We start from the raw sequence: 21995 nt of genomic DNA, 5'->3' as shown, positions 1-21995 counted from the left end.
CCTTTTTTAAACAAAACCATTGACGCTTTATTATGATGGTTATATAATAGAGACTGTCAGTAACAGAAAGCCCAGTACTGATACATAACCCGATTCCGTAGCTCAGCTGGGAGAGCGCTACCTTGACAGGGTAGAGGTCGCTGGTTCGAGCCCAGTCGGAATCATATAAAAGGACGTTGATACAGAGCCATTCTTGAGATAATCGAGAGTGGCTTTTGTATTTCTAAAAACAAAAATGTAACAAAGATGAAAGCAACGGCTGTAAAGCAAATTCAAGAAGCATTAGCTGCACTCTATTTTTACCCTGATAAAGGTGCTAAAAACAGATACTATGGAACGAAAACAGCTGATGCAGTAACCCGATTCCAGTCTATGCATGGTTTAGTACCTGACGGAATCTATGGTGATAAAACTAGAGCAAAACTTGCATCATTATTGAAGTAAATAAATAGTCCTCTTGAATTGATCGAGAGGACTGGCTTGTTTATTTAGACTTTTTTATATTTGTACATTAGGTGTGAAGCGAAATCATAAAACTCTTTTGAAGCCATAACTTCTTTAAAGAATTTTTGCACTTCTGGTGTTACCTGTATAGTAATCTTATAGTTCTCAATTGCTTCTTTTCTTCTCTTTGGTCTGTTTTCTTGCTGCTTGCTCATGTTGATCACCTGTATAAACAAGTATTTTCAGAGAGGAGAGAGACGTCTATATGTAAATGATGGAAACTCACTACTTTGTACCTTTGAATAAAACAATGACTTTTCCCTATTCACTGTAAAAAATAACCATGTATACTTTGTAGTGATGTGTTTATATAGGAGGATGAGTGATGAAGTTTTGTACAAGGTGGTTAATTAGATTATTAGTTTTAGCTTTATTAGTTAGCGTATTCCCATCTAACACTTTTGCAGAAGAAGTATCTAATGTTAATTATTATCCAGGTGAGAACAAGCAAGATTTAAAGGATCTTGAATTGACGCTTCTAATTGCAATGCCTGAATTTCAAGGAGTGACTAAGGAGCTCGATGGCGATATCCAAACAAAGGCTGGTCAAACTAAGGTAATAAAAGAAGCCGTTAGATATGCGCTTAAAAATAAGCACAAGTTATTTAAAACCGTTGAAATTTTCAGTAATAAGAGAACAGCTCGTTCTCTAGAGATTAGATGGAATAAATATGTTGAACCAGGATTGAAGGAACTTTTAAAATGGGATAAGCTCGTTTGGAGGTCTGTTAAAGATGCCATTTACAGAGCGTTAAGAGCTGGAAAACTTTCTGAAACAACATCTGAGAGTATTTCTTTTTGGGTAGTTGAAGCACTAAAATGGATTGCATAAAAGGAGAGATAAATAATGGCTGGAAATGATATTCATGACATCATTGCACAACAAGCTTTATTAACAAGTGCAGTCGTCAAACTATACGATAAACTTGCGCCAGATGAAATTAATACTGATATTGTCTATCTTAGACAAGGATGGAGAAATGATGAGATAGACGAATTCAGTAGCTATATTGCTAGACTGAAGATGGAAAAAGCATCACCAACACTTAAAGAAGCTAAAGAAAAAATTATAGAAATTAGAACTATAGAGCCTACTAATGATGAAATTAAAGCTTTGTTCCAAGCGTATAAAAATATTAGGATTGTTGGTGCATCAGAAACCAAAAACATATTGAAATAAACTGAGCTGCTTATGCGGCTCTTTTTTTGCGTTCAAAAACCACCTACACATAAATGTAAGTGGTCATTTGAACAATTTACTCAATAGCCTCCCTGTTGCCTTTCCTGCGGCTCTCCTAGCTATTCTCTTGCCTACTGTACCCTTTTGAACAGCGTTCACATCACCAAGTATCTTGGCTGATTTATAAAGCGCAGAACGGATTTTATTGATCTTCATGTACATTACCCCTTTGTTTGATGTACTTGAAAAACTTTTGCTTAAGAGTCATTAGAATCATCTTCTGTAATGTAAAGTAAATCCCCAATTAAGTGCTGAACGAAGGATGGGTGTATCGTTTCTGACGATGCAGGACAAGCCACAAGTATACGAACCCAATTTTGGGTTGGTTGAACCTGTTAGGGACACTTGACACTGTAGGCTTGTTTGGAGAATAACCAACGGCAAATAGGGTGACACATACGGATACCATAAGCTTGATACACTATCAAGTTAGTCAGTGGCCTGTCTGAGTTTGTTTATTTTTTTACAGCAAATTCAGGCAGACAACTTGTCCAGCCGTTGTCCATTGCTTTCAACCTATTAAGCCAAAAAGCAAACGACAAGTCAAGACTAACAGTGAAAGAAAAAGTCTAGTATCTTTACTTATTTGAAAGATAAATATTGTGATATTATGGAATTACTATGAGAAAAGGGGATTTGTAAATGACTACGGTGTTAGAGCAAAAAATAAACAATTTCACATGTGCTGTTATGAAAGCTATTCAAGATGAAAATTGGTATGCTGCACTTGCGATAGCTTTAACCTTACCTGATATATGCGGTAAGCTGCAAAATCCTAGCTTAGGATCAACAAAAAGGTATATTGGTTTCTTTAATGATTTTCTTAAGCCTAAATATGTTCATAAAATAGGTGCTTTAGAGAGGGAACATGAGTTTTTAAATGGAAATGATATGTATGCTCTAAGGTGTTCATTCTTGCATTCAGGAACTATAGAGATTTCAAGTCAACGGGTACAAGAAGTTTTAAACAAATTTGTTTTTTTGGCGCCTGATAAGGTTAATGGTCACATTGTTCATATGCATCAATTGGATAAAACATTACAATTGCAAATTGATATGTTCTGCTTAGAGGTAATTGCTGGAGTTGAAATATGGATAAAGTCTTATAAGAATGATGAAGAGATACAAGCGCGAGCAAATTCAATGATCGATATCATAGATCCTTCCAATGGGGTAAGAATATAGAGTATTACCCAGCTACATAAAGAAAAAATGATAAAATGGTAATGATTATATTGACTTTCGTGAGCAGAGGATGATTATATGAACACCGAAAAAGAAACAAAAAGTGCATCATGGGTTAACGACATAATTAAGATGAGTCCTAAATATCTTATTGCATTTATGCTTTTTTCTGGAGTGAGTTTGTTATTAGGTAATAGTCAGCTAGGTATAAGTCTAGGTTTGAAAGAATCAATTGATGAATATAAAGTTTATTTAGGTATTGTTTTTTTAGCGTCGAGTTGCTTCTTAATATCTCATTTTATTTATTGGTTATACTCCATTTTGAAATTTAAAATAGAAAACAAAGTACGCAACAAAGAAATGATTAATAGACTTAATAATTTAAATGACTATGAAAAACGAATATTGAGAACCTTTGTATTATATAATGAAAGATCGATTCAACTAGAAATTAATGATGGTACTGTTGCTGAGCTTGAACTTTTGAGAATTCTTTTTAGAAGTGCAAATATTAGCAGTGGTGGACTGGTTTTTCCTTATAACTTAAATCCTGTAGCAAGGGATTATTTAACAAAGCATCAAAACCTTCTATCTGATCCAATAGAGCGTGCTTTCTAGAAAAGGGGTTGTCAGTAAATGCTCAAATCAAAATTAGTTGTTTGGACGTTTATTATTGTGACTGGATTCTATATGCTGGTGAGTATATGGAACATTGCTGTATTTCCAGATAAGACATGGACAGATTACGCAGGACAGATTCTGATTGTCGTGTTTGGGAGTATGGTGAATGGTTTAATCGCTGCTTTTTTTATGTACGCAGCAGCTATGTTAGTGAAATATATTAATGGTGATAAAGCTTAAATTTATAGGCAGGCATAGGTTTAAAACAGGCGCATAAAAAGGTAACAAAAAAGGTAACAAAATTTTTGGTTTTTAAAAAATACGAAAGAACACAAGAGGGTACAAAAGGGTAAAGAAAGCTTATGTATCAAGGTTTATAAGTGAATAGAGGATATCGGTGATAATCATAGGATTCTATATATCTACCTTGACAGGGTAGAGGTCGCTGGTTCGAGCCCAGTCGGAATCATCGTTTAAACCCTTGCCTAGCAAGGGTTTTTTGCAGGTTGTTTTTTTAGGTTAAAACGATTAAAGTGTTCTGCAGTGTTAAATTCTAATTTGTTTGTGACATGATGATAAATATCTGAGGTTTTTTTAGCACTAGCATGTCCTGCTCTTTTTTGAATAGATGTACCCCACCTGTTTAGGATGGGGTATCTGCATCAATACATTCAATATTTGTCTGGTGTAATTTAAAAGAATAAAGTTCGTTTATCTTAATATTTAATAATGGTTCTTCCTAAATGTTGGCCATTTTTAATGGCTTCAATTTTTTCAGGTAACGTATCGAGCGTAATCTCATTGACTAGAGTCGTTTGGGAGATATTCCATTCGTTTGCTATCTCGTTCCAAATTACTTTGCGTTTATTGATTGGTACATTTACAGAATCGATCCCTAGAAGGTTGATCCCTCTTAGAATAAAAGGTAACACAGTTGTTGTTAATTTAATTCCGCCTGCATTCCCGCACATGCTCATGCTTCCACCATAAGAAATTTGAGGAATGATCACAGAAGCCACATCTCCTCCTACGGTATCTAAGACGAAGTCAAATTTTTGCTTGTTCAATGGTTTTTTTAGTTCTCCTAATTCGTTTGCAAAAATGATATCAGCTGCTCCTAAAGATTTTGCTATATCAACTTGATTATCTTTACGCACTAAAGCAAAAATATTGTTGTACCCAATTTTAGATAATAATTGTATAGCAATGCTACCAACTCCACCAGTTGACCCTGTAACGAGTATATTAGGTTGATTTTTCGTACTCATACCATTTTCCTGTAAAGCCATGATAGAAAGAGCTGCGGTAAAGCCTGCTGTTCCAAAAATCATTGCTTCTTTTAAAGTCAAGTTATTTGGCAAAGGAACAATCCAATCCGCAGGTACTCTAGCATATTCAGAAAAACCTCCAGTGTGGCTCATGCCCATAGCGAAACCTGTGACAATCACTTGTTGACCCTCTACGAAACGATGATCTGTTGTATGAACGATAGTCCCACTTAGATCAATTCCAGGAATCATTGGATAGTTACGAATAACACCTCCATTTTTTTGAACAGCCAGCATATCTTTATAATTGATTGAAGAATATGCTACTTTAATTAATACTTCTCCTTCAGATAAATCATTAACACTTACATTTTGAAGATCATAACTAACTTGATCATTTTTTTCTGTAACTAGAATCGCTTTAAATGAATCCATTGTGTATCTTCCTCTCTAAAAATATATTACAACAAAATATTTCTGCTCCAAAAGTATTTCAATTAAAAAACTACCATGATATTATAGGTGAAGTCAATGTGGGGGAGATAAAATGGAATTATCAGAGTGCATAAATTTTTTACTAAGTGTTAGTCAAAATAAAGTGTTCAAGTACTTTAGTAAACTTTTAGAGGAAAGTGATTTGACACCCGCTCAATATGGTGTGTTGAACTGTCTATGGAGAGAGGGTCAGTTATCTCCTAAACAAATTGGAGAACTTGTATATTTAGAAGCCTCAACCGTTTCTGGAATATTAGATAAAATGCAAAAAGCTGACTTAATTGAACGCACAATAGATCCAAACAATCGAAGAAATATTTTAGTAGAGGCTACTCAAAAATCTTTAGACATTAGAGATCAAGTTGAAGCAGCAACAATTGAGCTGAACAAGACAGCGCTACAAAACTTGTCAAATGATGATAAGGTTGTACTAAAGAAAGCATTAAGTACCATTATAAATAATTTTCAATGATGTACTTTTATAAAAAACTGAGAGATGGAGGAATCTCAAAACATATAGGCAAAATGAAAACAGACCATGTAGGGTCTGTTTTTTTATGAGGAATTATTTGAGGACCATCAGAAAAAGTATTGATGGAAGGAATCCTTTTTCATACTGATCACACATCTTTTAATAGTATCAGCATATCCAGTTAAAGAGGTTACTTACAAAATATTTAGAATTTTTTTGTAAGAATCCTCCTAAATGTAATACGGTCTTTAAATATTTTCATTTATAATTCTCTATTTGTCTATACTTTTCATATCGCTGTTGTAAAAGCTCTTCCGAGGATAATGGTATCAATTTTTTTAGAGATGATTCGATCACAGATTTAATCATTTGTGCCTGTGATTTTATATCATTTTGTGCTCCACCTTTCATTTCAGGGATGATTTCATCAATCATTCCTAACTGTTTTAAATCTTTTGCTGAAATTTTCATATGTTCAGCAGCTTCTGGAGCATACTTAGCGTCCTTCCATAGGATAGATGCTGCTCCTTCTGGCGAAATTACCGAGTACCATGAATACTCTAACATATGGATATGGTTACCGACACTAATGCCAAGAGCTCCACCACTTGATGCCTCTCCAATTACAATACAAACAATTGGCACTTTAAGCGTAGCCATTTCAAATAGATTTCGAGCTATTGCTTCAGAAATTCCACGTTCTTCAGACCCTTTCCCTGGATAGGCGCCTATTGTATCAATAAATGTAATAATAGGGCGATTAAATTTATCAGCTTGTTTCATCAGTCTTAGCGCTTTTCTATATCCTTCTGGATGAGCCATTCCAAAATTTCTTTCTATATTTTCCTTTGTACTTCTACCTCTTTGATGACCAATAACCGTAACGGGCATTCCTTTAAATTTTGCAATACCACCTATCATTGCTTTATCATCACCATATAATCGATCACCATGAAGTTCGAAAAAGTTTGTAAACAATAAAGGTATATAATCCAATGTCGTGGGCCGGTTACGTAGCCTTGCAATTTGAACTCGTTGAAAAGCTGTAAGATTAGAATAAATTTCATCTTGCATTTTATTTAAACGTTTTTCTAATAAATGAATTTCTGACGATAAATCTACATTATTTTCTTTCATCATTTTCTTTAATTCATCAAATTTCTCTTTTAGTTCAATAATAGGACGTTCAAAATCCAAACTCATTTTATCCTCCAAAGGTTATGATTTACCTCACTCTAATCAAAAGACTTAGAAATAGAATCAATAAATAATTCAAAACCATCCACAACTATTTTTTGTTCTGATTCTGATAAATTATTGAGGATACGTTGATAAAATGTAAGGGATTGTTCTCTTAAGCGATTAACAGTAATGTGACCCTTTTCTGTGAGGTGCAGAAAAAGTTCTCTTCTATTTTTTTCATTTACTTCACGATAAACAAGCCCCATTTTTACTAACTTATCTACCAACCTACTTACAGTTGAAGTCTCTAATCTAAGTTTATTGGATAGTTGCCAAACAGTTAATTTTTCCATCTCTAGTTCCTCTAACGCCATCATTTGAGAAGTTGGTAGAGGTTTTTCAAATGGTCCATTCGGCAAATTTTGAGATTCAAAAACCCCAGTTAATATAATCATTTTCTTAATATCTGTTCTTAGTTTTAAGGCATCTTCTCTTTTCAAAAGGTCACCCTCCTACAATTATTGCATCATACATCAATTGTATTATACATCAATATGGTTTTTTCACAAGCTTAACATAAGCCAATGTGACAACATGGACGAGATATTTCTGCTTGTTAAATGTGTCTAATTTGTGAAAATAACAATTTCCACAAACTAAAATATATGGAAGTTCAGTCTATAGTAGGTAACATAATACTCATTGTTATGGCGGGTACCTAGTCTCGTAAAAGTGACAAGACTAATCATTTTGCATGAATAGAAGGAGGTTTCGTGATTATTGCCATAACTGATGTTACATACGGTAGTAAAGTTAGAGAGCCACAAGGTGCTCTGCGTTACTACTATACACATGCCTTAGAAATCGAAAATTCTAAGGAAGAGCTTCTCATCCAAATGGACTTACAGATAAGCTCTCTAAAAAAATTACACGGAGGTAATAGGAAATGAGAATTAACCACAATATCGCAGCACTTAACACATTAAACCGTTTATCTGCAAACAATGGTGCGAGCCAAAAGAACATGGAGAAACTTTCTTCTGGTCTTAAAATCAACCGTGCAGGAGATGACGCAGCAGGTCTTGCAATCTCTGAAAAAATGCGTGGACAAATCCGCGGATTAGAAATGGCTTCTAAAAACGCCCAAGACGGTATCTCTCTTATCCAAACAGCTGAAGGTGCATTAACTGAAACTCATGCAATCCTACAACGTGTACGTGAACTAGTCGTACAAGCTGGAAATACTGGCACACAACAAGGAGAAGACTTAACTGCAATTAAAGATGAGATCACAGCGCTTGTTGAAGAGGTCGATGGTATTTCTAATCGTACTGAGTTTAACGGAAAAAAATTATTAAATGGTACGTTTAATGGAGTAGGTACACCTGGCACACCAGCAACTCCGCCGACAGATCCAGATGATCCAAGTACAGGTACACCTGCAGTCCCAGCAACTCCTGGTGATGCTTTAGTATTCCAAATTGGTGCAAATGCTACACAACAAATTAAAGTCAACATTCAAGATATGAGCGCTGCTGCTTTAGGCGTTACAGACGCAGATGGTGCAGTTGAGACAGGTAAGTCTGTTAAAGATATCGATGTATCTAAATTTGAAACAATTGCAGCTGATGACGATGGTGGATTTGATGATCAGTTAGCAATCGTTGATGGGGCTATTAAACAAGTTTCTGCACAACGTTCTAAACTTGGTGCAGTTCAAAATCGTCTAGAGCACACAATCAACAACCTTGGTGCATCTTCTGAAAACTTAACGGCTGCTGAGTCTCGTATCCGTGACGTTGACATGGCAAAAGAAATGAGTGAGTTCACTAAGAACAACATTCTTTCTCAAGCGTCTCAAGCAATGCTTGCACAAGCGAATCAACAGCCACAAAACGTACTTCAATTATTACGTTAATAAATCAAAAGCCCCTTTATAAAGGGGCTTTTTTTGTTTGTCTTTATTCGGTTCGATGCCTCATTTTATTGATCGTTCTAAAAGATGCTTCAACGCCAATAAATACGACAAAGAATATTACTATCCAACTGACCAAATATTCGAGAGTGGCTTTTGTATTTCTCAGTGTTGGTTATTATCTTGTTTTTAACAAACAGGGAGCTACATAAAGCAGCTCCCTGACAAGTAATCAATCTTTCTTTTTTTTGTAGTCTTTTATTAAGCTTGAAACAGTTAAACCCATTACACCAAAAGCTACTACATAAAATAAAATATTTGTTACAGGTGTATCAATTTTTCCTAAAATCAACACAATAGCGATAATAGCGGCGGGTAAAGTAATTAACAAACCTTTGGATGCCTTATTTTCCTGTGTCACTAGCCGAGCACCTCCTTGTTGTTTTCCATTTAGGTGTGTTTTAGTTCATTTTAAAAAACGAACAACATGATGGTTTTAGCAACCCACCATGCTGCATTTTCACTTCCAGTCACTTTAAGAGCGCCTAAGTAAATACCATGTTCAAGAGCGCCTGTATAGTGTTCGAGAGTGATTAGAATGGTTTCTAACCCTGTTACACCGCCTATCATTACTTTCAGTTTAGTTGGTAATTGGTCATAAGCTCCTTTTATTGCTTTTATAGCCGAAGTGAATTTACCGTGTAAAGTAGCTTCTCCGTATGTTTTTGACTGAGCTTCTTTTATTACTTTTTTGAACTTTACTGTTTCTTCTTCATTGAGTTTCCAATACTGTGCAATCTCATCTATTGTAGGCTCTTTTGATTGTTCAACAGATGAATAAGAAAAGGACTGTTCTTTTTCGAGAGCTTTAGTAGCATTTGCTTCTGCAAAAAGTGACAATATAAAAACAGAAATTCCTGCAACCGTTGATAAGATTAACCTTTAGGAGAACTTAGTTTTTCCATAATAAACTCCTACTTTTGAATATATTTTAGACATTAGGCTTTCAAGGAATGTAAGGCTTATTTAGTAATACAATATTTTGTTTTAGCTGTTAGAAATATTCCTCCTACTCTAATGAATGTTATCATTTGTAAATAAAAGAAGTAAATAGGTTATTTGTTATAAGGTTTGAACGGTACAATATGTATGCATATTGATGAAAAACATGATTAACAAAGAATCAACAAAGATTAAGAATAAAGAGGTAACATTTTTAGTTCTTAAAAAACGAAGGAATACCGGAGGATAAAAAGCTTCTGTAGTAACGGTAGAAGTGAATTAGAGGGTGTCACTGGTAATGACAGAATTCTATACCTCTACCTTGACTGGGTAGAGGTGACGGTTCGATCCAGCTTAATTAGAGACCATCGTAAAGAACTCTTCTCTGTTAAAGATTAAAGAAGCAAAAAGTAAAAAATATAAAACTATTTTATTTCCTCATCCATCACTTTCTTATATTTTTCAAATTCAGAATCCTTCATTTCTCCGTTCATTTGAAGCAGGAAGTTCCCTTTTGAATATGTGTGAGAGAAGAACATAGATCCAGCATTTCCTAATTCATCATAATAAGATTTGGCCTGGTTAAGGTCAGCTTCATTTCCAAATTTAAAAATCCTTCCACCAGCATTTTCGCCTAAAGAAGGAATGAGAATTCTTTTTCCTTCTTCTCTTATATTTCCAAACTCTTTTTGTTTAAGGTCAGTTGGTTTTTCTGCTTCAAGCCCAGCACTTTTGAAAGCTTCAATGATGTTGTCTGTGGTGAGCTGTTTTTTAGTAGATGCTGCACTGCTACAAGCTGTTAACAATAATAAACCTGTAAAAAATAATACAAAATATTTCTTCATAGTAGATCCTCCTGATTGATAGATGCATAAGGATCTTACACTAAGTAATTCCTGTTTACTATCCTTTCGACAAAAGTAGACAAATATGAAAAAATAAAGGAAGGGTAAAATGATAACATCCAGGTGAATATATATTTGATAAAATATTTAGCGAGGGTAGAAAGATATGAAGTCATTTTTACTACTTGGACAATCAAATATGGCGGGGCGCGGCTTTAAACATGAAGTGCCTCCGATTTATAATGAAAGAATTATGATGCTGCGAAATGGTAGATGGCAAATGATGACTGAGCCCATTCATTTTGATAGGCCGGTAGCTGGCGTAGGACTAGCGGCTTCCTTTGCGGAGGCTTGGTGTAAGGATCATGAAGGAGAGAAGATTGGCCTTATTCCTTGTGCAGAGGGTGGAAGTTCCATTGATGAGTGGTCACAGGATGGAGCATTATTTCGTCATGCTATAAGTGAAGCTAAATTTGCAAAGGAAAATAGCGAATTGGTCGGGATATTATGGCATCAAGGAGAAAGCGACAGCCAAGATGGGAAATACAAAGAATACTATGAAAAAATAATAAGATTATTTCATGAACTAAGAACTGAATTATCTGTACCTAACATTCCGCTTGTAATAGGAGGCTTGGGCGATTTCTTGGGAAAAACAGCATTTGGCGCAGGGTTTGTGGAATATCAACTGATGAATGAAGAACTAAAAAAATATGCACATCATCATGAAAATTGTTATTATGTTACTGCCAAAGGCCTTGCACCTAACCCAGACGGAATTCACATCAATGCGATGTCTCAGAGAATATTTGGTATAAGATATTATGAAGCATTTCGAAAAAAAGAACATATACATGAACCATTACCAAATGAATATGAGTTAGTGAATGAATGTCATAATAGAATGAATACCTCAGCGGAGAAAACATATATAGCACTAGAAAAATTCACGTTGGGCAAGATGACTTACGAAGAGTTGTTGAAGGTTTTATCGTAGGCTAAGTGATAGACTGAAATATAATATATCTCTTGAAAGGATGATCGTGGTGGTGAAAACAGATAAAGTCTCCTCCTGAATACAGTAAATCACATTCAGGAGGAGATAAAAAATGTTTAAAAAAATAGATGAAAATTATCCGAGAAAAGAACACTTCCATCATTATACGAAGGTAACCCGATGCTCATATAGCCTAGTTATCGATTTAGATATCACGAAATTGCATTCAATATTAAAAGAAAAAAAGCTAAAAGTATATCCTGTGCAAATTTATTTGTTAGCAAGAGCTGTGCAAAAAATACCGGAGTTTCGGATGGATATAGTGAACGATGAACTTGGTCACTGGGATCTTCTCCACCCTAGTTATACGATTCTAAATAAAGAAACAAAGACATTTTCAAGTATTTGGACGCCTTATGACGAAAATTTTGCTCGATTTTATAGAAGCTGTGTAGCTGATATTGAAGCTTATAGCGAAAGTAACAAACTATTTCCGAAACCTCATATGCCAGAAAATATGTTCAATATTTCAAGCCTGCCTTGGATTGATTTTACTTCTTTTAACCTTAATGTATCTACAGATGAAACTTATTTGCTGCCGATATTTACGTTAGGAAAATTTAAGGTGGAAGAAGGAAAAATCATCTTGCCAGTCGCCATTCAAGTACATCATGCTGTTTGTGACGGCTTTCATGCCGGTCAATATGTGGAATATTTGAGGTGGCTGATAGAACATTGTGAAGAGTGGTTAAACGAGTCATTGTATACTTAATTTTCAAAAGGTGAAAAAGGCAGACTTTTGCAGAGTCTGCTTTTTCTGTCGTGAGAAGAAATGTGTAAAATCACGTTATGTTACTCAACTGTTCTTTTTGCGGTTTCTTTTCGGTGATTTGTAAACTCATACATGTGATAATAAATGTAATATAAGGGAAATTAGTGGAAGGGGAATAAGGGATGGAGAAAGTTCTTTCTTCACATGTTGGTGTGAAAATAAATGAATGGTATAAAATGATTCGGCAATTCAGCGTTCCAGATGCAGAAATTTTGAAAGCGGAAGTTGAATGGGAAATAGATAGGATGGAAGAAGATCAGGATCTTCTTATCTATTATCAATTAATGTGTTTTCGACATCAACTTATGCTTGATTATATAAAACCTGCATTCGATCAATCAATTTCCGCGCTAGTCGATAAAATAGAGAATTCTAACCATCAACTGTCTGGAATGTTGCAATACTATAATGCCTTTTTTAGAGGTATGCATGAATTCAGTAAGAAAGAGTATGTACAAGCCATTCAATATTATAAGATTGCTGAGAGGCAGCTGGCGCTTGTTGTAGATGAAATTGAACAAGCAGAATTCCATTTTAAAGTTGCTGAAGCATATTACATCATGAAACAAACCCATGTTTCTATGCATCATATTATAAAAGCCCTAGAGATTTATGATCGTTATGATCTTTATAAGGTGAGAAAAATTCAAAGTCTATTTGTGATCGCAGGAAATTATGATGATTTTAAACGATATGAGAAGTCGCTCCCCCACTTACATAAAGCACTAGATCTAGCTGAAGAAATAAATGATCAAAGATTAATCGCTAAAACTTATTTGAATCTTGGAAATACGTATGACAGGCAACAGGATTATATTAAAGCTGCTTCCTTCTATAAAAAAGGGTTGGATAAGATGACTGAAAACAATGAAGATATTAAACCAAGATTATTTTTTAGTTTAAGTTGGACTTTGTTTAAAAGTGATAAAACAAAAGAAGCACTTGAATATATCGCTAAAGGAATAAAAAGTGCAACAGCAGAAAACAATCTGTTTTATAAAACATTGCTCAATTCATTAAAGACAATTTATGTAGATGAAGGTATTGAAAATATACGAAAAATGTTTAAAGGGTTAGAGGAAAAGAAGTTGTATCCTTATATTGAAGAGTTTGCTTTAAGCCTTGCAGATCTTTATGAAAAAAGGAATGATTCGGAGAGGGTAGCAGATTATTATAGAACTGCCATAGAAGCTCAAACCGAAATCCAAAAAGGGGAGTGTTTATATGAATATTAAAATGAAGATATTGATTAGCGCCACTTTATTGGTAGGTGCTGCTTGCCTAGGTTCTTTTAATTACTCACAAGAATCAACTGATCGAAATACCACTGTATTTCCTCAAAAAACCGATCGAAACACGACGATGATCGATCCAAATTCAACATTTGAAAACTAATAGGCAAAACTAAACAGACCTTGAGGGTCTGTTTTTTTTAAATGGGGACAGATTGGGGACGAACCCTTTCAGTTTTTTATCAGAAATTCACTTGCACATTATAGAACCTTATTAAATCAGTCTTTTTCAGAAAACGTCCGTTTGCTTCGGATGAGGTCATTCACCTTGATAGGGTAGAGCTGGTTGGAATCATCTTTGAAACTCTTACGTAGCAGGTTTTTTTTGTTTTTCTGTCAACGAATGTTCTGTTTCTTTTTATTGGCGACAAACTTTTATCTACTAAAATTGTTTTGAGTGTTTTTAGGAAGAGCTAGATATCACTTATTAAAAAACAAGTAACCATAAACACTAGAAAGTGCTCTAGGTCTTGTTTTTGTGTCTTTAATCCTATTTCATGACAAACCCTGTGTTGGTAAAATTGACCTTGTCAATGAATAGGAAGGAGTGAATTCTGCTGGGAAAGATACTTGATGCTAAAGCACTAACCAGTGCCATGGACACAAGGGCAAAACACTATCAGGAACTCCGCGAACAAATGGTAGATTTAAAAAAGGCATTACAAGGTGTGGCCAACCTCGGTGATGATTTTACTGGGAAAGGTGCCGATAACATTAAAAGCTTTTATAAAGAGCTCGCCGGAAATGTAGACATGTTTATCAGCTTAATCGATAAGCAAAAAGCCTTTCATGAAGGTGTTTCTGGGACACTTGATGATACGAGCTTTGGTGGCGATACCTTTGTAGAAGAACACTTTTTAGACAACGCAGTACATATGGGCATTAAAAATGCCAAAAGCATTGTAAAGGATCAAAAAAAGGCACTCAAAACGATTTTTCAAGACATTGATGATCTCATTTCACTAGAGGTATTTGATAGCCAAAACTTTGACGAAAAAATAGAAGATGCGGAAGATGAACGAAAAAAGACAGTCAAAGATCTAAGAGAGCTTGATCAAAATTTAAAAGATGAATATGCTTTGTCAGAGACGGAGCAGCAAGCTACAATGACATTGTACGCTGAAATGATGAATGCGACAAATGACGGAAAAGCGATTTCGCCTATGAATTTTGACAAGAAAGCGTATCAAAATAGCGAAATCTACAAGGCAAAAAGTGATATTGAAAAGCAAACTTCTGAATATCTGAAAATCAAAAAAGAACAAGAAGAAGCCCGAAAGATTGCGAAGGAACAAGAAGCGCTCGCCAACCGTCCTTGGTATGAAAAAGCGCTCGATTACGGTGGAAATATCGTCAATGAACTGACAGGTGTGAACGATGCAAAACGTGCCGCAACAGGCATTGATCCAATCACAGGCGAGGAACTCACCGCAGGACAGCGAGTCGCCGCAGGCGGCATGGCAGCAGCAGGCTACATCCCAATCGTCGGCTGGGCAGGCCGCATTTTCAAAGGCGGAAAAGCTGTCTATAAAACCACCCAAGCCACATCAGCTGCAGTCAGAGCAGTCGACATCTACAAGACATCACAAAAATCCTTTGACGCCCTGAAAACATCTCAAAAAGGCTTATATGGCCTCACCGCCACCAACGGCTTCAGCGAGGCAATCACAGGCCGCGATATGTTTGGAAACAAGATCTCAAAAGAACAGCAGGAAGCGAGTATGAATGTGGCGTTGGGGATGCTTTTGCCGTTTGGTACGAAAGGGTTTCATGGGAAGATGGGGGTAAACCCTCAAAGTCCAGAAGGATTTAATCGAAAAAGGGCATTGCGGCATGCAAAAGATTTAGGTGGGATACCTAGATCGCAACAGCCTACTCGTCAATGGCAAGTAGGAGATAATGTTTTTAAGAAGGGGCAAGAACATAGTAATTATGAGTACAGTTCTAACCATACTCATCATGGGCGATACTATGAATTTGATACCCCAAAAGGAAAAAGAGTTATAGTACAACATACTAATGACGGAAAATTACACACTCATGCAGGGAAACCAAAAGAGGGTGCCAATCCATTTAATTATGATTTTAAAAAAGAAAGATATTCAAATATTTATGGACCAAATGGTGATCATCATATCTATTACAATGAATAGCGGGGCATGAAAATATGGTATATCAAAATGAAAAAATACAGAAGAAAATAGCTTTAATGAATGCTAAGAAGAAAATAAATCAATTAGCGTATCTTGAAGTAATTGATTATGAAGATGATTCTTCTCAATGGCTGAAATTATGTGAAGCAGTACTAAAGCAATTTCGTCAAATAAACTCCACGCCTTCCGACATTTTAACAATTACAGACAGTGAATCTGTTATGGCTTGGTTAAAAAATTCTTTAGATTTTCTGAAAGAGAAAAAAGAATGGTTTATTTTGGTAGTGAATGACCCTTTTCCTGTTTGGGCTAATGTAAAAGCACTCGATTTTGATAAGGCAATTGAAGAGATTTGGCTATTTTCAGAGAATCACAACGTAATTGTAGCGGATAAAGTAACAGGTAAAATCGCTCAAATATATTCAGAAGAAAAACATTTTGAACTTCATATTGGAGAATGCCAAATTTAAATTAAAGTTGATATTAGATGTGGGATAGTATGAAGGATGATAAAATGAATGAGAGTTACAGTTATTTAGAAGAGTTAGAAGATTTTTTAGGTGGCACATTTCATCAGGATATCAATTCACCAGAAGAAGCGATAGATGAGTTTATTCATGAAGCTAGCAAAGAATGTCTGCTGTCTACTATAAAGGATTGTCAGGAATTTTTGAATAGTACTTTAACAATACAGGAAAAAGAAAGCTTTATTGAAAATAATGCAGAAATCTACTTTCCGGCGATCTCATTAAACCCTTTACAGTGGTTTAATAAAATAATAGAGGAAATGAAAGAAGCAGTGAAAATGAAGTAACAAAATGAACCTTGATTGGCTAATGCCTTTCAAGGTTTTTTGGGTCAATTGGTCATCAAATCGAGAAAAAGGGGATCTTTTTTCTATGCGGATCATCGTATGATTTAGATAAACAAAACGAACGTGAATATTTTGTCCAGAAGGAATAACATGCGGATGCTGGCATTGAGCACTTGAAGTGCCTGGTACTTGGCTGGCACTCCAGCCAGATCTTTTTTATATCTACTGATAAATTCTTTATTGGAGGAAGGAATTGAAGGGGTTTGTAATTTGAAGTTTTAAAATGGTAAATGAGTAGTTGGTCAATGATATACTGATCTCAATTAGAAAATAGGAGGTCCCCACTTTGAAACCATTTTGGGAGAAAGAAGAAGAGAGTCCTTTCACTTTAGAAAAGATAGATGAGGAACAAATTCGTGAAGCAGAGGGGACACTTGGTGTCACTTTACCTGCTACATACAAAAAGCTCATTTTAGATTGGAACGGTGGTTTTACAGTGCGTAATGCTTTTCCAACCGAAAAGCCGAATTCATGGGCAGATGATCATGTTCAATTTGACCATCTAAGAGGAATCGCCAAAGGTAATGGAATTATGACTAGCCCTCAGTTAAGTGATGAATTGGAGCTGCCGGAGGGGCTTGTGATCATCAGCGGAGAAGAAGATACATGGATCGCAATGGATTATCGACAAACGAAGGAACATCCTCCTATTCACTATTTTGATTTAGAGATGGGAGTCGATTTTAAACTGGCGGATACTTTCGATGATTTTATTGAGCAGTTATATACAGCTGAAGATGCGATGATCGAGGTTGTAGAGATTGATGAGGTATCTTCGGATTTGTATGTCAGTAAAGAAGAGCTTGAACAAATATTTGAGAGACAAGACCTTCGTCAGCAGAACCTCTTTAAAATGGCACATTATCCAATGGAAGACATTGAAGAGATTGAATGGTTTTTCGATCGCATGAAACAAAGCATCAAACATATAAAAGATCAGAATGTTTTGTATGAGGCGGCCACGACGGTTCACTCCATTCTTTTGTTAAATCCAGATATGCCGAGGAATGACCGTATCAATCAAGAGCTGAAAGAAATAGCGGAGTTTCTAGAAAATAGTGGTGAGTCTAATACCGCTTTTTTGGGAGAAGACATTCATCCAGTGAAAAAACGATAGTGAAAGAATAAAAGCCCCTCAAAAGGGCTTTTAAAACGTGGTTTAAGACCTCTTTTTATTTAAAGTTTTCATGATGAATAATGCTACATATGAAGCAATGAATGAGCCTAAAGTGTAAACAACTGACCACCCTAAGAAAGAGACATTAAAAAGTGTAAATGTCAGGATGAGCAAAATGATAAAGCTCACAACTGGCATAAAATAAACCTTTTGTACAAACAATGTGACGATAAAAGAAGCGATGATCATACTTACTGGAAGCAAGCCGAATGCGAATTCTAAATGAGTCATACCAATTCTCCCTTTAAATAACTTAGCTACATTTGATTTGTTCTAATTGCCTCTCATACACTCAAAATTCATAGTACATCGGGTTTTTGAGTTTAATAAATTTATTAGACAAAAGAATCAATAACCATATCTAAACACAAGTGAATACATTTATTATATTATATGTAATCCATTGGGAATTTAGATGATTTAAAATCCTTCTTTTTGTAGTCTTATTGAAAGTCATATTTAAATAAAGTATAGTAACTTTATATGACAAAGAGGAGGATGGTTAAAGATGATGCATGCAGGAAGATTACGCCAGCAAACTTTGAACAATCAGTAATTTCATATGTTCAAAGGCTCTGTTTTCATCAAACGGAGTAAACGGGGTAGTCTGCACATTTTTAATGATCTTCAGCGGGAAAGTATGCAATTTCACTAGAAGACAGGCAGATAATTGTTCTGTCTTTTTTGTATGTTTTTATAATACAAAGAAGGGCATAAGTCTAGCTTTGTTTACTCTGAACACATAAAGTAGCCTTTTGTGGATTTTTGTGATGATTTTGTTGATGCCTATTGATCATGACTAAATGAGCAATTGGAGGAATGGATATGAATAGACTAGAATTAAAGCAGTTAGCCAATCATCACGGATTAGAAATTTCAGAGAATACCATCAAAATAAATGAATCAGGTGTTGATTTCCGTGTCGCACATGTTGAAGATTCAAATGGTGTTAAATGGATATTAAGAGTGCCTCGCAGACCTGAATCAATGAAACATACCTTACAAGAAAAAAAGACATTAGATCATATTAGTAAGAAGGTTCAATTTCAGATCCCTCAGTGGTCAATCTTTACAGAAAGTCTGATTGCTTATAAACAATTAGAGGGGGTACCGGCGGCTAGTATTGATGTGGAGAAGCAATCGTATGTGTGGAGTTTTGACTCAACGAATGTACCGCAAGTTTATTATGAATCCTTAGGAAGAGTTTTAGCGAATGTACATTCTTTAGATCAACAGCCTTTTAAAACGATCGGTGTGGAGATGCTCAGTGCTCATGAATTAAGAGGATCAATGAAACAGCGAATGGAACTTGTCAAATCGCAATACACCATTAACAGCGGTTTATGGGAGCGCTGGCAAGAATGGCTAGCTAAAGATTCTTTATGGCCGCCTTTCGTGGGAGTGAAGCATGGAGATTTGCATCCTGGCCACATTCTGATTGATGAAAATCATTGTGTGACGGGGGTGATTGATTGGTCTGAAGTGGGGGTTGGTGATGTATCTGCAGACTTTTTGTCGCATCAACTTCTCTTTGGGACAGAAGGGTTAACAAAACTTATCCATGCGTATGAAAAAGCAGGCGGGAGAACTTGGCACGGAATGGATGAACATATAATAGAACTTCTGACTACAAGTGCGATCACTGTGGCCGAGTACGCACAGAGATCAGGATTGAAAGATATGCATGAAGCTGCAGCGTACATGTTGGCAAACGAGAGCTAATCAATCAGAACGAATCCAAAAAAAGCCTCTGAAAAGGGCTTTTTTTAATCTAATTCATGAAAAAAATGTTTGAGTTGATCGATCAAATGATCCATAGTCAAAGAAAATAAAAGGCATAAGCACCTTTATCTGTCTTGAGGTATGAGTTACAATCTATCCAAAATCCATTAGAATAAAGAAAATGGATAAAGGAGCAACCACATGAATTTCAATTTAAATGAAGCTTTGGATATGTTGAGTCGAACTCCTCACACGTTAGAAAGTCTTTTGTCGGGTTTATCGAAGGATTGGCTTCACAGCCGTGAAGGGGAGGGGACGTGGAATCCAGTTGAAGTCATTGAACATTTGATTGAAGCAGAGAAATTCAACTGGATTCCTCGATTAAATGTGATTCTTGCTGATGGAGAGAATACACCATTTCCTGCGTTTGACCGATATTCTCATTTGAACCAATCTGAAAGACAGATAGAACAAGCATTATCTGAGTTTCATCATGTGCGGATGGAGAATGTGGCATACATTCAGCGTATGACACATTCAGGCCTTGATTTAGAGAAAAAGGGCGTCCATCCGGAGTTTGGGGTCGTGAAAGTGAGCGAATTGCTTTCTGCGTGGGTTGTCCATGATTTCACACATATGTCCCAGATTGTTCGGATCATGGCGGAACGATATCGAACCGATGTGGGCCCATGGAGCGCTTATTTAGGGATTTTGAATAGGAAATAAATGTTTAGTGGTGCTTAGCGGCCCACTCAGATTGAAGAATGGCATATTGATATTCATCAACCCAATGTCCCTTCGACATATAATTTTGTAGCAAATGTCCTTCGCGTCTCATTTCTAAACGCTCCAGCACTCGAATGGATTTTTCGTTGCGCACATCTGTAAAGGCAATGATTTTATGTTTGTTTAGTGTCATAAAAATATATTCGAAAATTGCACTTAGAGCTTCGTGAATATAGCCCATTCCTTGGTATTCAGGCGCGAGTGTAAAACCTATTTCAACAATTCTCGGCTCACTGTCAAGTGTATGAATGGCGCAATCTCCTATCAGCTGATTGGATTCAGATAAGGCAATAGCGTATTGAAACCACGTCCCCGGTTGATTAGGTTTTTGTGTCATTTGATGTTGAACAAATGATTCAGCATTTTCGTACGTGTAGTTTTCCCAGGATTGAAATTTTGCAATAGAGGAATTTGCTCGGTATTGATAAAATGCTTCAATATCCTGCCTGTCAAATTGGCGAATAACAACCCGGTTTGTTCTTGTGAATATGCTGTTTGCATTCTTCATGTGTTAACCTCACTTTTTTTAGTTTGTTCTTGATTTGAAAAAGTCTATCAGCCATTCAGATAGCTGCTGTTGTGCTTTGCTGACAAATCGATCTGCATAATAAATTAATTCCAAGTGCCGGACAGGTGCTGGCTCAGCAATAGGAATCGAAACAATATTGGACCACGTCGAATGATGTTTTAGTAATCCTCTTGGCTGAATGGTTGCACCGATCCCGGCTTCAACCAGCTGCAATAGCGAAAACGCGGACCCAACCTCCATGGCAGTGTCTAGTTCAACACCCTGTTCTTTACATACGTCATCTACTAAATCCCTTCCTAGATATCCCTTCGGATACATGACCAACGAATGCTGAGTCAGCTCTTCTAAAGTCACTTCACTCTTTTGGGCTAAATCACTTTCTGAATGAACAAATAATTCGTAAGGCTCACTTCCAAGTGGAATTTGAACGAGCCGTTTATCCGCAGGACCTCGCAGCCCGATGCCGAGATCCACTTTATGCGAAAGGACTTCTTCACGCACGAAGATATTTGAATATGCCTTCAGATTGGTTTCGGGGTAAAGTGTTTTAAATTCTACAAAAAGTGGCACCAGCTGAAAATCAAGATCGGAGGGGAGTACTGCGAGACGAACGGTTCCTCGTTTTTCTGATAATAGTTCTTTCATCGCATTTTTTGCATCTCTTTCAGCTTGAAGCATTTTCATGCCATATTGATAAAGCAGCGAACCAGCTTCAGTAGCCACGACTTTTTTGCCGATTCGATCAAAGAGCGGCATCCCAACTTCTGCTTCAAGCAGTCGAATTTGCTGGCTAAGTGTCGGCTGTGATATGCCTAGCTGCTCAGCAGCCTTTGTAAAATGCAAATGATGATATACAGCCATAAAATAGGTAATATGCCGGGTATCCATTTGTCCTCCTTTCAGA

At 36.1% G+C, this 21995-nt stretch carries 28 protein-coding genes, 1 tRNA gene and 1 pseudogene; 19 read left to right on the top strand and 11 right to left on the bottom strand.

The annotated features are described in order from the left end of the window. Positions 1–91: 91 nt before the first annotated feature. Positions 92–164 (top strand) — tRNA-Val (locus tag ACP69X_RS08370). 97 nt (positions 165–261) lie between these two features. Continuing rightward, positions 262–444 (top strand): annotated as a pseudogene (locus ACP69X_RS08365) (peptidoglycan-binding domain-containing protein); the annotation flags it as partial. A gap of 44 nt (positions 445–488) precedes the next feature. On the opposite strand, the gene ACP69X_RS08360 reads toward ACP69X_RS08365, so the two are convergent. Beyond that, a complete protein-coding gene (locus tag ACP69X_RS08360) occupies positions 489–659 on the bottom strand; it encodes a hypothetical protein (protein ID WP_426052587.1) in 171 nt (56 codons plus the stop codon). A gap of 170 nt (positions 660–829) precedes the next feature. Here ACP69X_RS08360 and ACP69X_RS08355 point away from each other — a divergent pair, with 170 nt between their 5' ends. Together ACP69X_RS08355 and ACP69X_RS08350 are read left to right on the top strand one after the other, a co-directional pair. Next, entirely contained in the window at positions 830–1336 is a 507-nt protein-coding gene (locus ACP69X_RS08355; protein WP_212043396.1) for a hypothetical protein, read from the top strand. Between the two features lie 15 nt (positions 1337–1351). Continuing rightward, the gene (locus ACP69X_RS08350) at positions 1352–1684 is read left to right on the top strand and encodes a hypothetical protein (RefSeq protein WP_212043398.1); all 333 of its coding nucleotides are present in this window, start codon (positions 1352–1354) and stop codon (positions 1682–1684) included. Positions 1685–1747: 63 nt separating this feature from the next. Here ACP69X_RS08350 and ACP69X_RS08345 read toward each other — a convergent pair whose 3' ends face one another. Next, positions 1748–1900 (bottom strand): hypothetical protein, encoded by a 153-nt coding sequence (locus ACP69X_RS08345; protein WP_212043400.1) that lies wholly within the window; start codon positions 1898–1900, stop codon positions 1748–1750. A 486-nt stretch (positions 1901–2386) separates the two neighbouring features. Between ACP69X_RS08345 and ACP69X_RS08340 the strand changes: the two genes are divergently transcribed. The 3 genes from ACP69X_RS08340 (at position 2387) to ACP69X_RS08330 (ending at position 3790) form a co-directional block, all read left to right on the top strand. Further along, positions 2387–2929, top strand: a complete 543-nt coding sequence (locus tag ACP69X_RS08340) for a hypothetical protein (RefSeq protein ID WP_426052586.1) — start codon at positions 2387–2389, stop codon at positions 2927–2929. 78 nt (positions 2930–3007) lie between these two features. Continuing rightward, a complete protein-coding gene (locus ACP69X_RS08335; RefSeq protein WP_426052585.1) occupies positions 3008–3547 on the top strand; it encodes a superinfection exclusion B family protein in 540 nt (179 codons plus the stop codon). Between the two features lie 18 nt (positions 3548–3565). Next, entirely contained in the window at positions 3566–3790 is a 225-nt protein-coding gene (locus ACP69X_RS08330; RefSeq protein WP_088003149.1) for a hypothetical protein, read from the top strand. A gap of 476 nt (positions 3791–4266) precedes the next feature. Here the strand turns inward: ACP69X_RS08330 and ACP69X_RS08325 are convergent, their stop codons facing one another. Then, positions 4267–5253: a YhdH/YhfP family quinone oxidoreductase gene (locus tag ACP69X_RS08325; RefSeq protein WP_338527629.1), complete on the bottom strand. Its 987-nt coding sequence runs from the start codon at positions 5251–5253 to the stop codon at positions 4267–4269. 112 nt (positions 5254–5365) lie between these two features. Between ACP69X_RS08325 and ACP69X_RS08320 the strand changes: the two genes are divergently transcribed. Then, positions 5366–5785 (top strand): MarR family winged helix-turn-helix transcriptional regulator, encoded by a 420-nt coding sequence (locus ACP69X_RS08320; RefSeq protein ID WP_041089896.1) that lies wholly within the window; start codon positions 5366–5368, stop codon positions 5783–5785. Between the two features lie 258 nt (positions 5786–6043). Here ACP69X_RS08320 and ACP69X_RS08315 read toward each other — a convergent pair whose 3' ends face one another. Together ACP69X_RS08315 and ACP69X_RS08310 are read right to left on the bottom strand one after the other, a co-directional pair. Continuing rightward, a complete protein-coding gene (locus tag ACP69X_RS08315; protein WP_426052584.1) occupies positions 6044–6988 on the bottom strand; it encodes an acetyl-CoA carboxylase carboxyltransferase subunit alpha in 945 nt (314 codons plus the stop codon). Positions 6989–7020: 32 nt separating this feature from the next. Continuing rightward, the gene (locus ACP69X_RS08310) at positions 7021–7467 is read right to left on the bottom strand and encodes a MarR family winged helix-turn-helix transcriptional regulator (RefSeq protein WP_039177872.1); all 447 of its coding nucleotides are present in this window, start codon (positions 7465–7467) and stop codon (positions 7021–7023) included. A 446-nt stretch (positions 7468–7913) separates the two neighbouring features. Here ACP69X_RS08310 and hag point away from each other — a divergent pair, with 446 nt between their 5' ends. Next, positions 7914–8885: a flagellin Hag gene (gene hag, locus ACP69X_RS08305; RefSeq protein WP_426052583.1), complete on the top strand. Its 972-nt coding sequence runs from the start codon at positions 7914–7916 to the stop codon at positions 8883–8885. 229 nt (positions 8886–9114) lie between these two features. Here hag and ACP69X_RS08300 read toward each other — a convergent pair whose 3' ends face one another. The 3 genes from ACP69X_RS08300 to ACP69X_RS08290 all read right to left on the bottom strand — a co-directional run bounded on the left by ACP69X_RS08300 (position 9115) and on the right by ACP69X_RS08290 (position 10729). Then, complete coding sequence (locus tag ACP69X_RS08300; protein WP_059377832.1) at positions 9115–9303, bottom strand: hypothetical protein; 189 nt, start codon at positions 9301–9303, stop codon at positions 9115–9117. Between the two features lie 50 nt (positions 9304–9353). Next, positions 9354–9782, bottom strand: a complete 429-nt coding sequence (locus ACP69X_RS08295; protein WP_426052582.1) for a hypothetical protein — start codon at positions 9780–9782, stop codon at positions 9354–9356. A 527-nt stretch (positions 9783–10309) separates the two neighbouring features. Further along, positions 10310–10729, bottom strand: coding sequence for a hypothetical protein (locus tag ACP69X_RS08290; protein WP_041089899.1), 420 nt, complete (start codon positions 10727–10729; stop codon positions 10310–10312). Between the two features lie 166 nt (positions 10730–10895). On the opposite strand from ACP69X_RS08290, the gene ACP69X_RS08285 reads away from it, so the two are divergent. The 8 genes from ACP69X_RS08285 to ACP69X_RS08250 all read left to right on the top strand — a co-directional run bounded on the left by ACP69X_RS08285 (position 10896) and on the right by ACP69X_RS08250 (position 17994). Further along, positions 10896–11726, top strand: coding sequence for a sialate O-acetylesterase (locus ACP69X_RS08285; RefSeq protein WP_423359519.1), 831 nt, complete (start codon positions 10896–10898; stop codon positions 11724–11726). Positions 11727–11838: 112 nt separating this feature from the next. Beyond that, on the top strand, positions 11839–12498 hold the full coding sequence (gene catA / locus ACP69X_RS08280) for a type A chloramphenicol O-acetyltransferase (protein ID WP_073979173.1): 660 nt from the start codon (positions 11839–11841) through the stop codon (positions 12496–12498). A gap of 182 nt (positions 12499–12680) precedes the next feature. Beyond that, positions 12681–13793: a Rap family tetratricopeptide repeat protein gene (locus ACP69X_RS08275; RefSeq protein WP_269104399.1), complete on the top strand. Its 1113-nt coding sequence runs from the start codon at positions 12681–12683 to the stop codon at positions 13791–13793. Next, entirely contained in the window at positions 13783–13953 is a 171-nt protein-coding gene (locus ACP69X_RS08270) for a RapH phosphatase inhibitor (protein ID WP_101677288.1), read from the top strand. The genes ACP69X_RS08275 and ACP69X_RS08270 overlap by 11 nt, the downstream gene beginning before the upstream one ends. A 493-nt stretch (positions 13954–14446) precedes the next feature. Beyond that, positions 14447–16003 (top strand): T7SS effector LXG polymorphic toxin, encoded by a 1557-nt coding sequence (locus ACP69X_RS08265; RefSeq protein ID WP_426052581.1) that lies wholly within the window; start codon positions 14447–14449, stop codon positions 16001–16003. A 14-nt stretch (positions 16004–16017) separates the two neighbouring features. After that, positions 16018–16473, top strand: coding sequence for a hypothetical protein (locus tag ACP69X_RS08260; protein WP_080772247.1), 456 nt, complete (start codon positions 16018–16020; stop codon positions 16471–16473). A gap of 44 nt (positions 16474–16517) precedes the next feature. Further along, positions 16518–16817, top strand: a complete 300-nt coding sequence (locus ACP69X_RS08255) for a contact-dependent growth inhibition system immunity protein (protein WP_041085223.1) — start codon at positions 16518–16520, stop codon at positions 16815–16817. 346 nt (positions 16818–17163) lie between these two features. After that, complete coding sequence (locus ACP69X_RS08250) at positions 17164–17994, top strand: SMI1/KNR4 family protein (RefSeq protein ID WP_073980050.1); 831 nt, start codon at positions 17164–17166, stop codon at positions 17992–17994. A 42-nt stretch (positions 17995–18036) separates the two neighbouring features. Here the strand turns inward: ACP69X_RS08250 and ACP69X_RS08245 are convergent, their stop codons facing one another. After that, a complete protein-coding gene (locus ACP69X_RS08245) occupies positions 18037–18285 on the bottom strand; it encodes a DUF2651 family protein (RefSeq protein WP_073980051.1) in 249 nt (82 codons plus the stop codon). Between the two features lie 594 nt (positions 18286–18879). Between ACP69X_RS08245 and ACP69X_RS08240 the strand changes: the two genes are divergently transcribed. Together ACP69X_RS08240 and ACP69X_RS08235 are read left to right on the top strand one after the other, a co-directional pair. Continuing rightward, a complete protein-coding gene (locus ACP69X_RS08240; protein WP_305960378.1) occupies positions 18880–19776 on the top strand; it encodes a macrolide 2'-phosphotransferase in 897 nt (298 codons plus the stop codon). A gap of 201 nt (positions 19777–19977) precedes the next feature. Continuing rightward, entirely contained in the window at positions 19978–20502 is a 525-nt protein-coding gene (locus ACP69X_RS08235; protein ID WP_073980053.1) for a DinB family protein, read from the top strand. 4 nt (positions 20503–20506) lie between these two features. Here ACP69X_RS08235 and ACP69X_RS08230 read toward each other — a convergent pair whose 3' ends face one another. After that, a complete protein-coding gene (locus tag ACP69X_RS08230; RefSeq protein ID WP_041085107.1) occupies positions 20507–21070 on the bottom strand; it encodes a GNAT family N-acetyltransferase in 564 nt (187 codons plus the stop codon). An 18-nt stretch (positions 21071–21088) separates the two neighbouring features. Further along, a complete protein-coding gene (locus ACP69X_RS08225) occupies positions 21089–21979 on the bottom strand; it encodes a LysR family transcriptional regulator (protein ID WP_073980055.1) in 891 nt (296 codons plus the stop codon). Positions 21980–21995 lie beyond the last annotated feature (16 nt).

Source organism: Bacillus sp. DC4300-2b2, from assembly GCF_049895685.1.
GTDB lineage: Bacteria > Bacillota > Bacilli > Bacillales > Bacillaceae > Bacillus > Bacillus safensis.
This window is presented reverse-complemented; position numbering and strand designations above follow the sequence as displayed.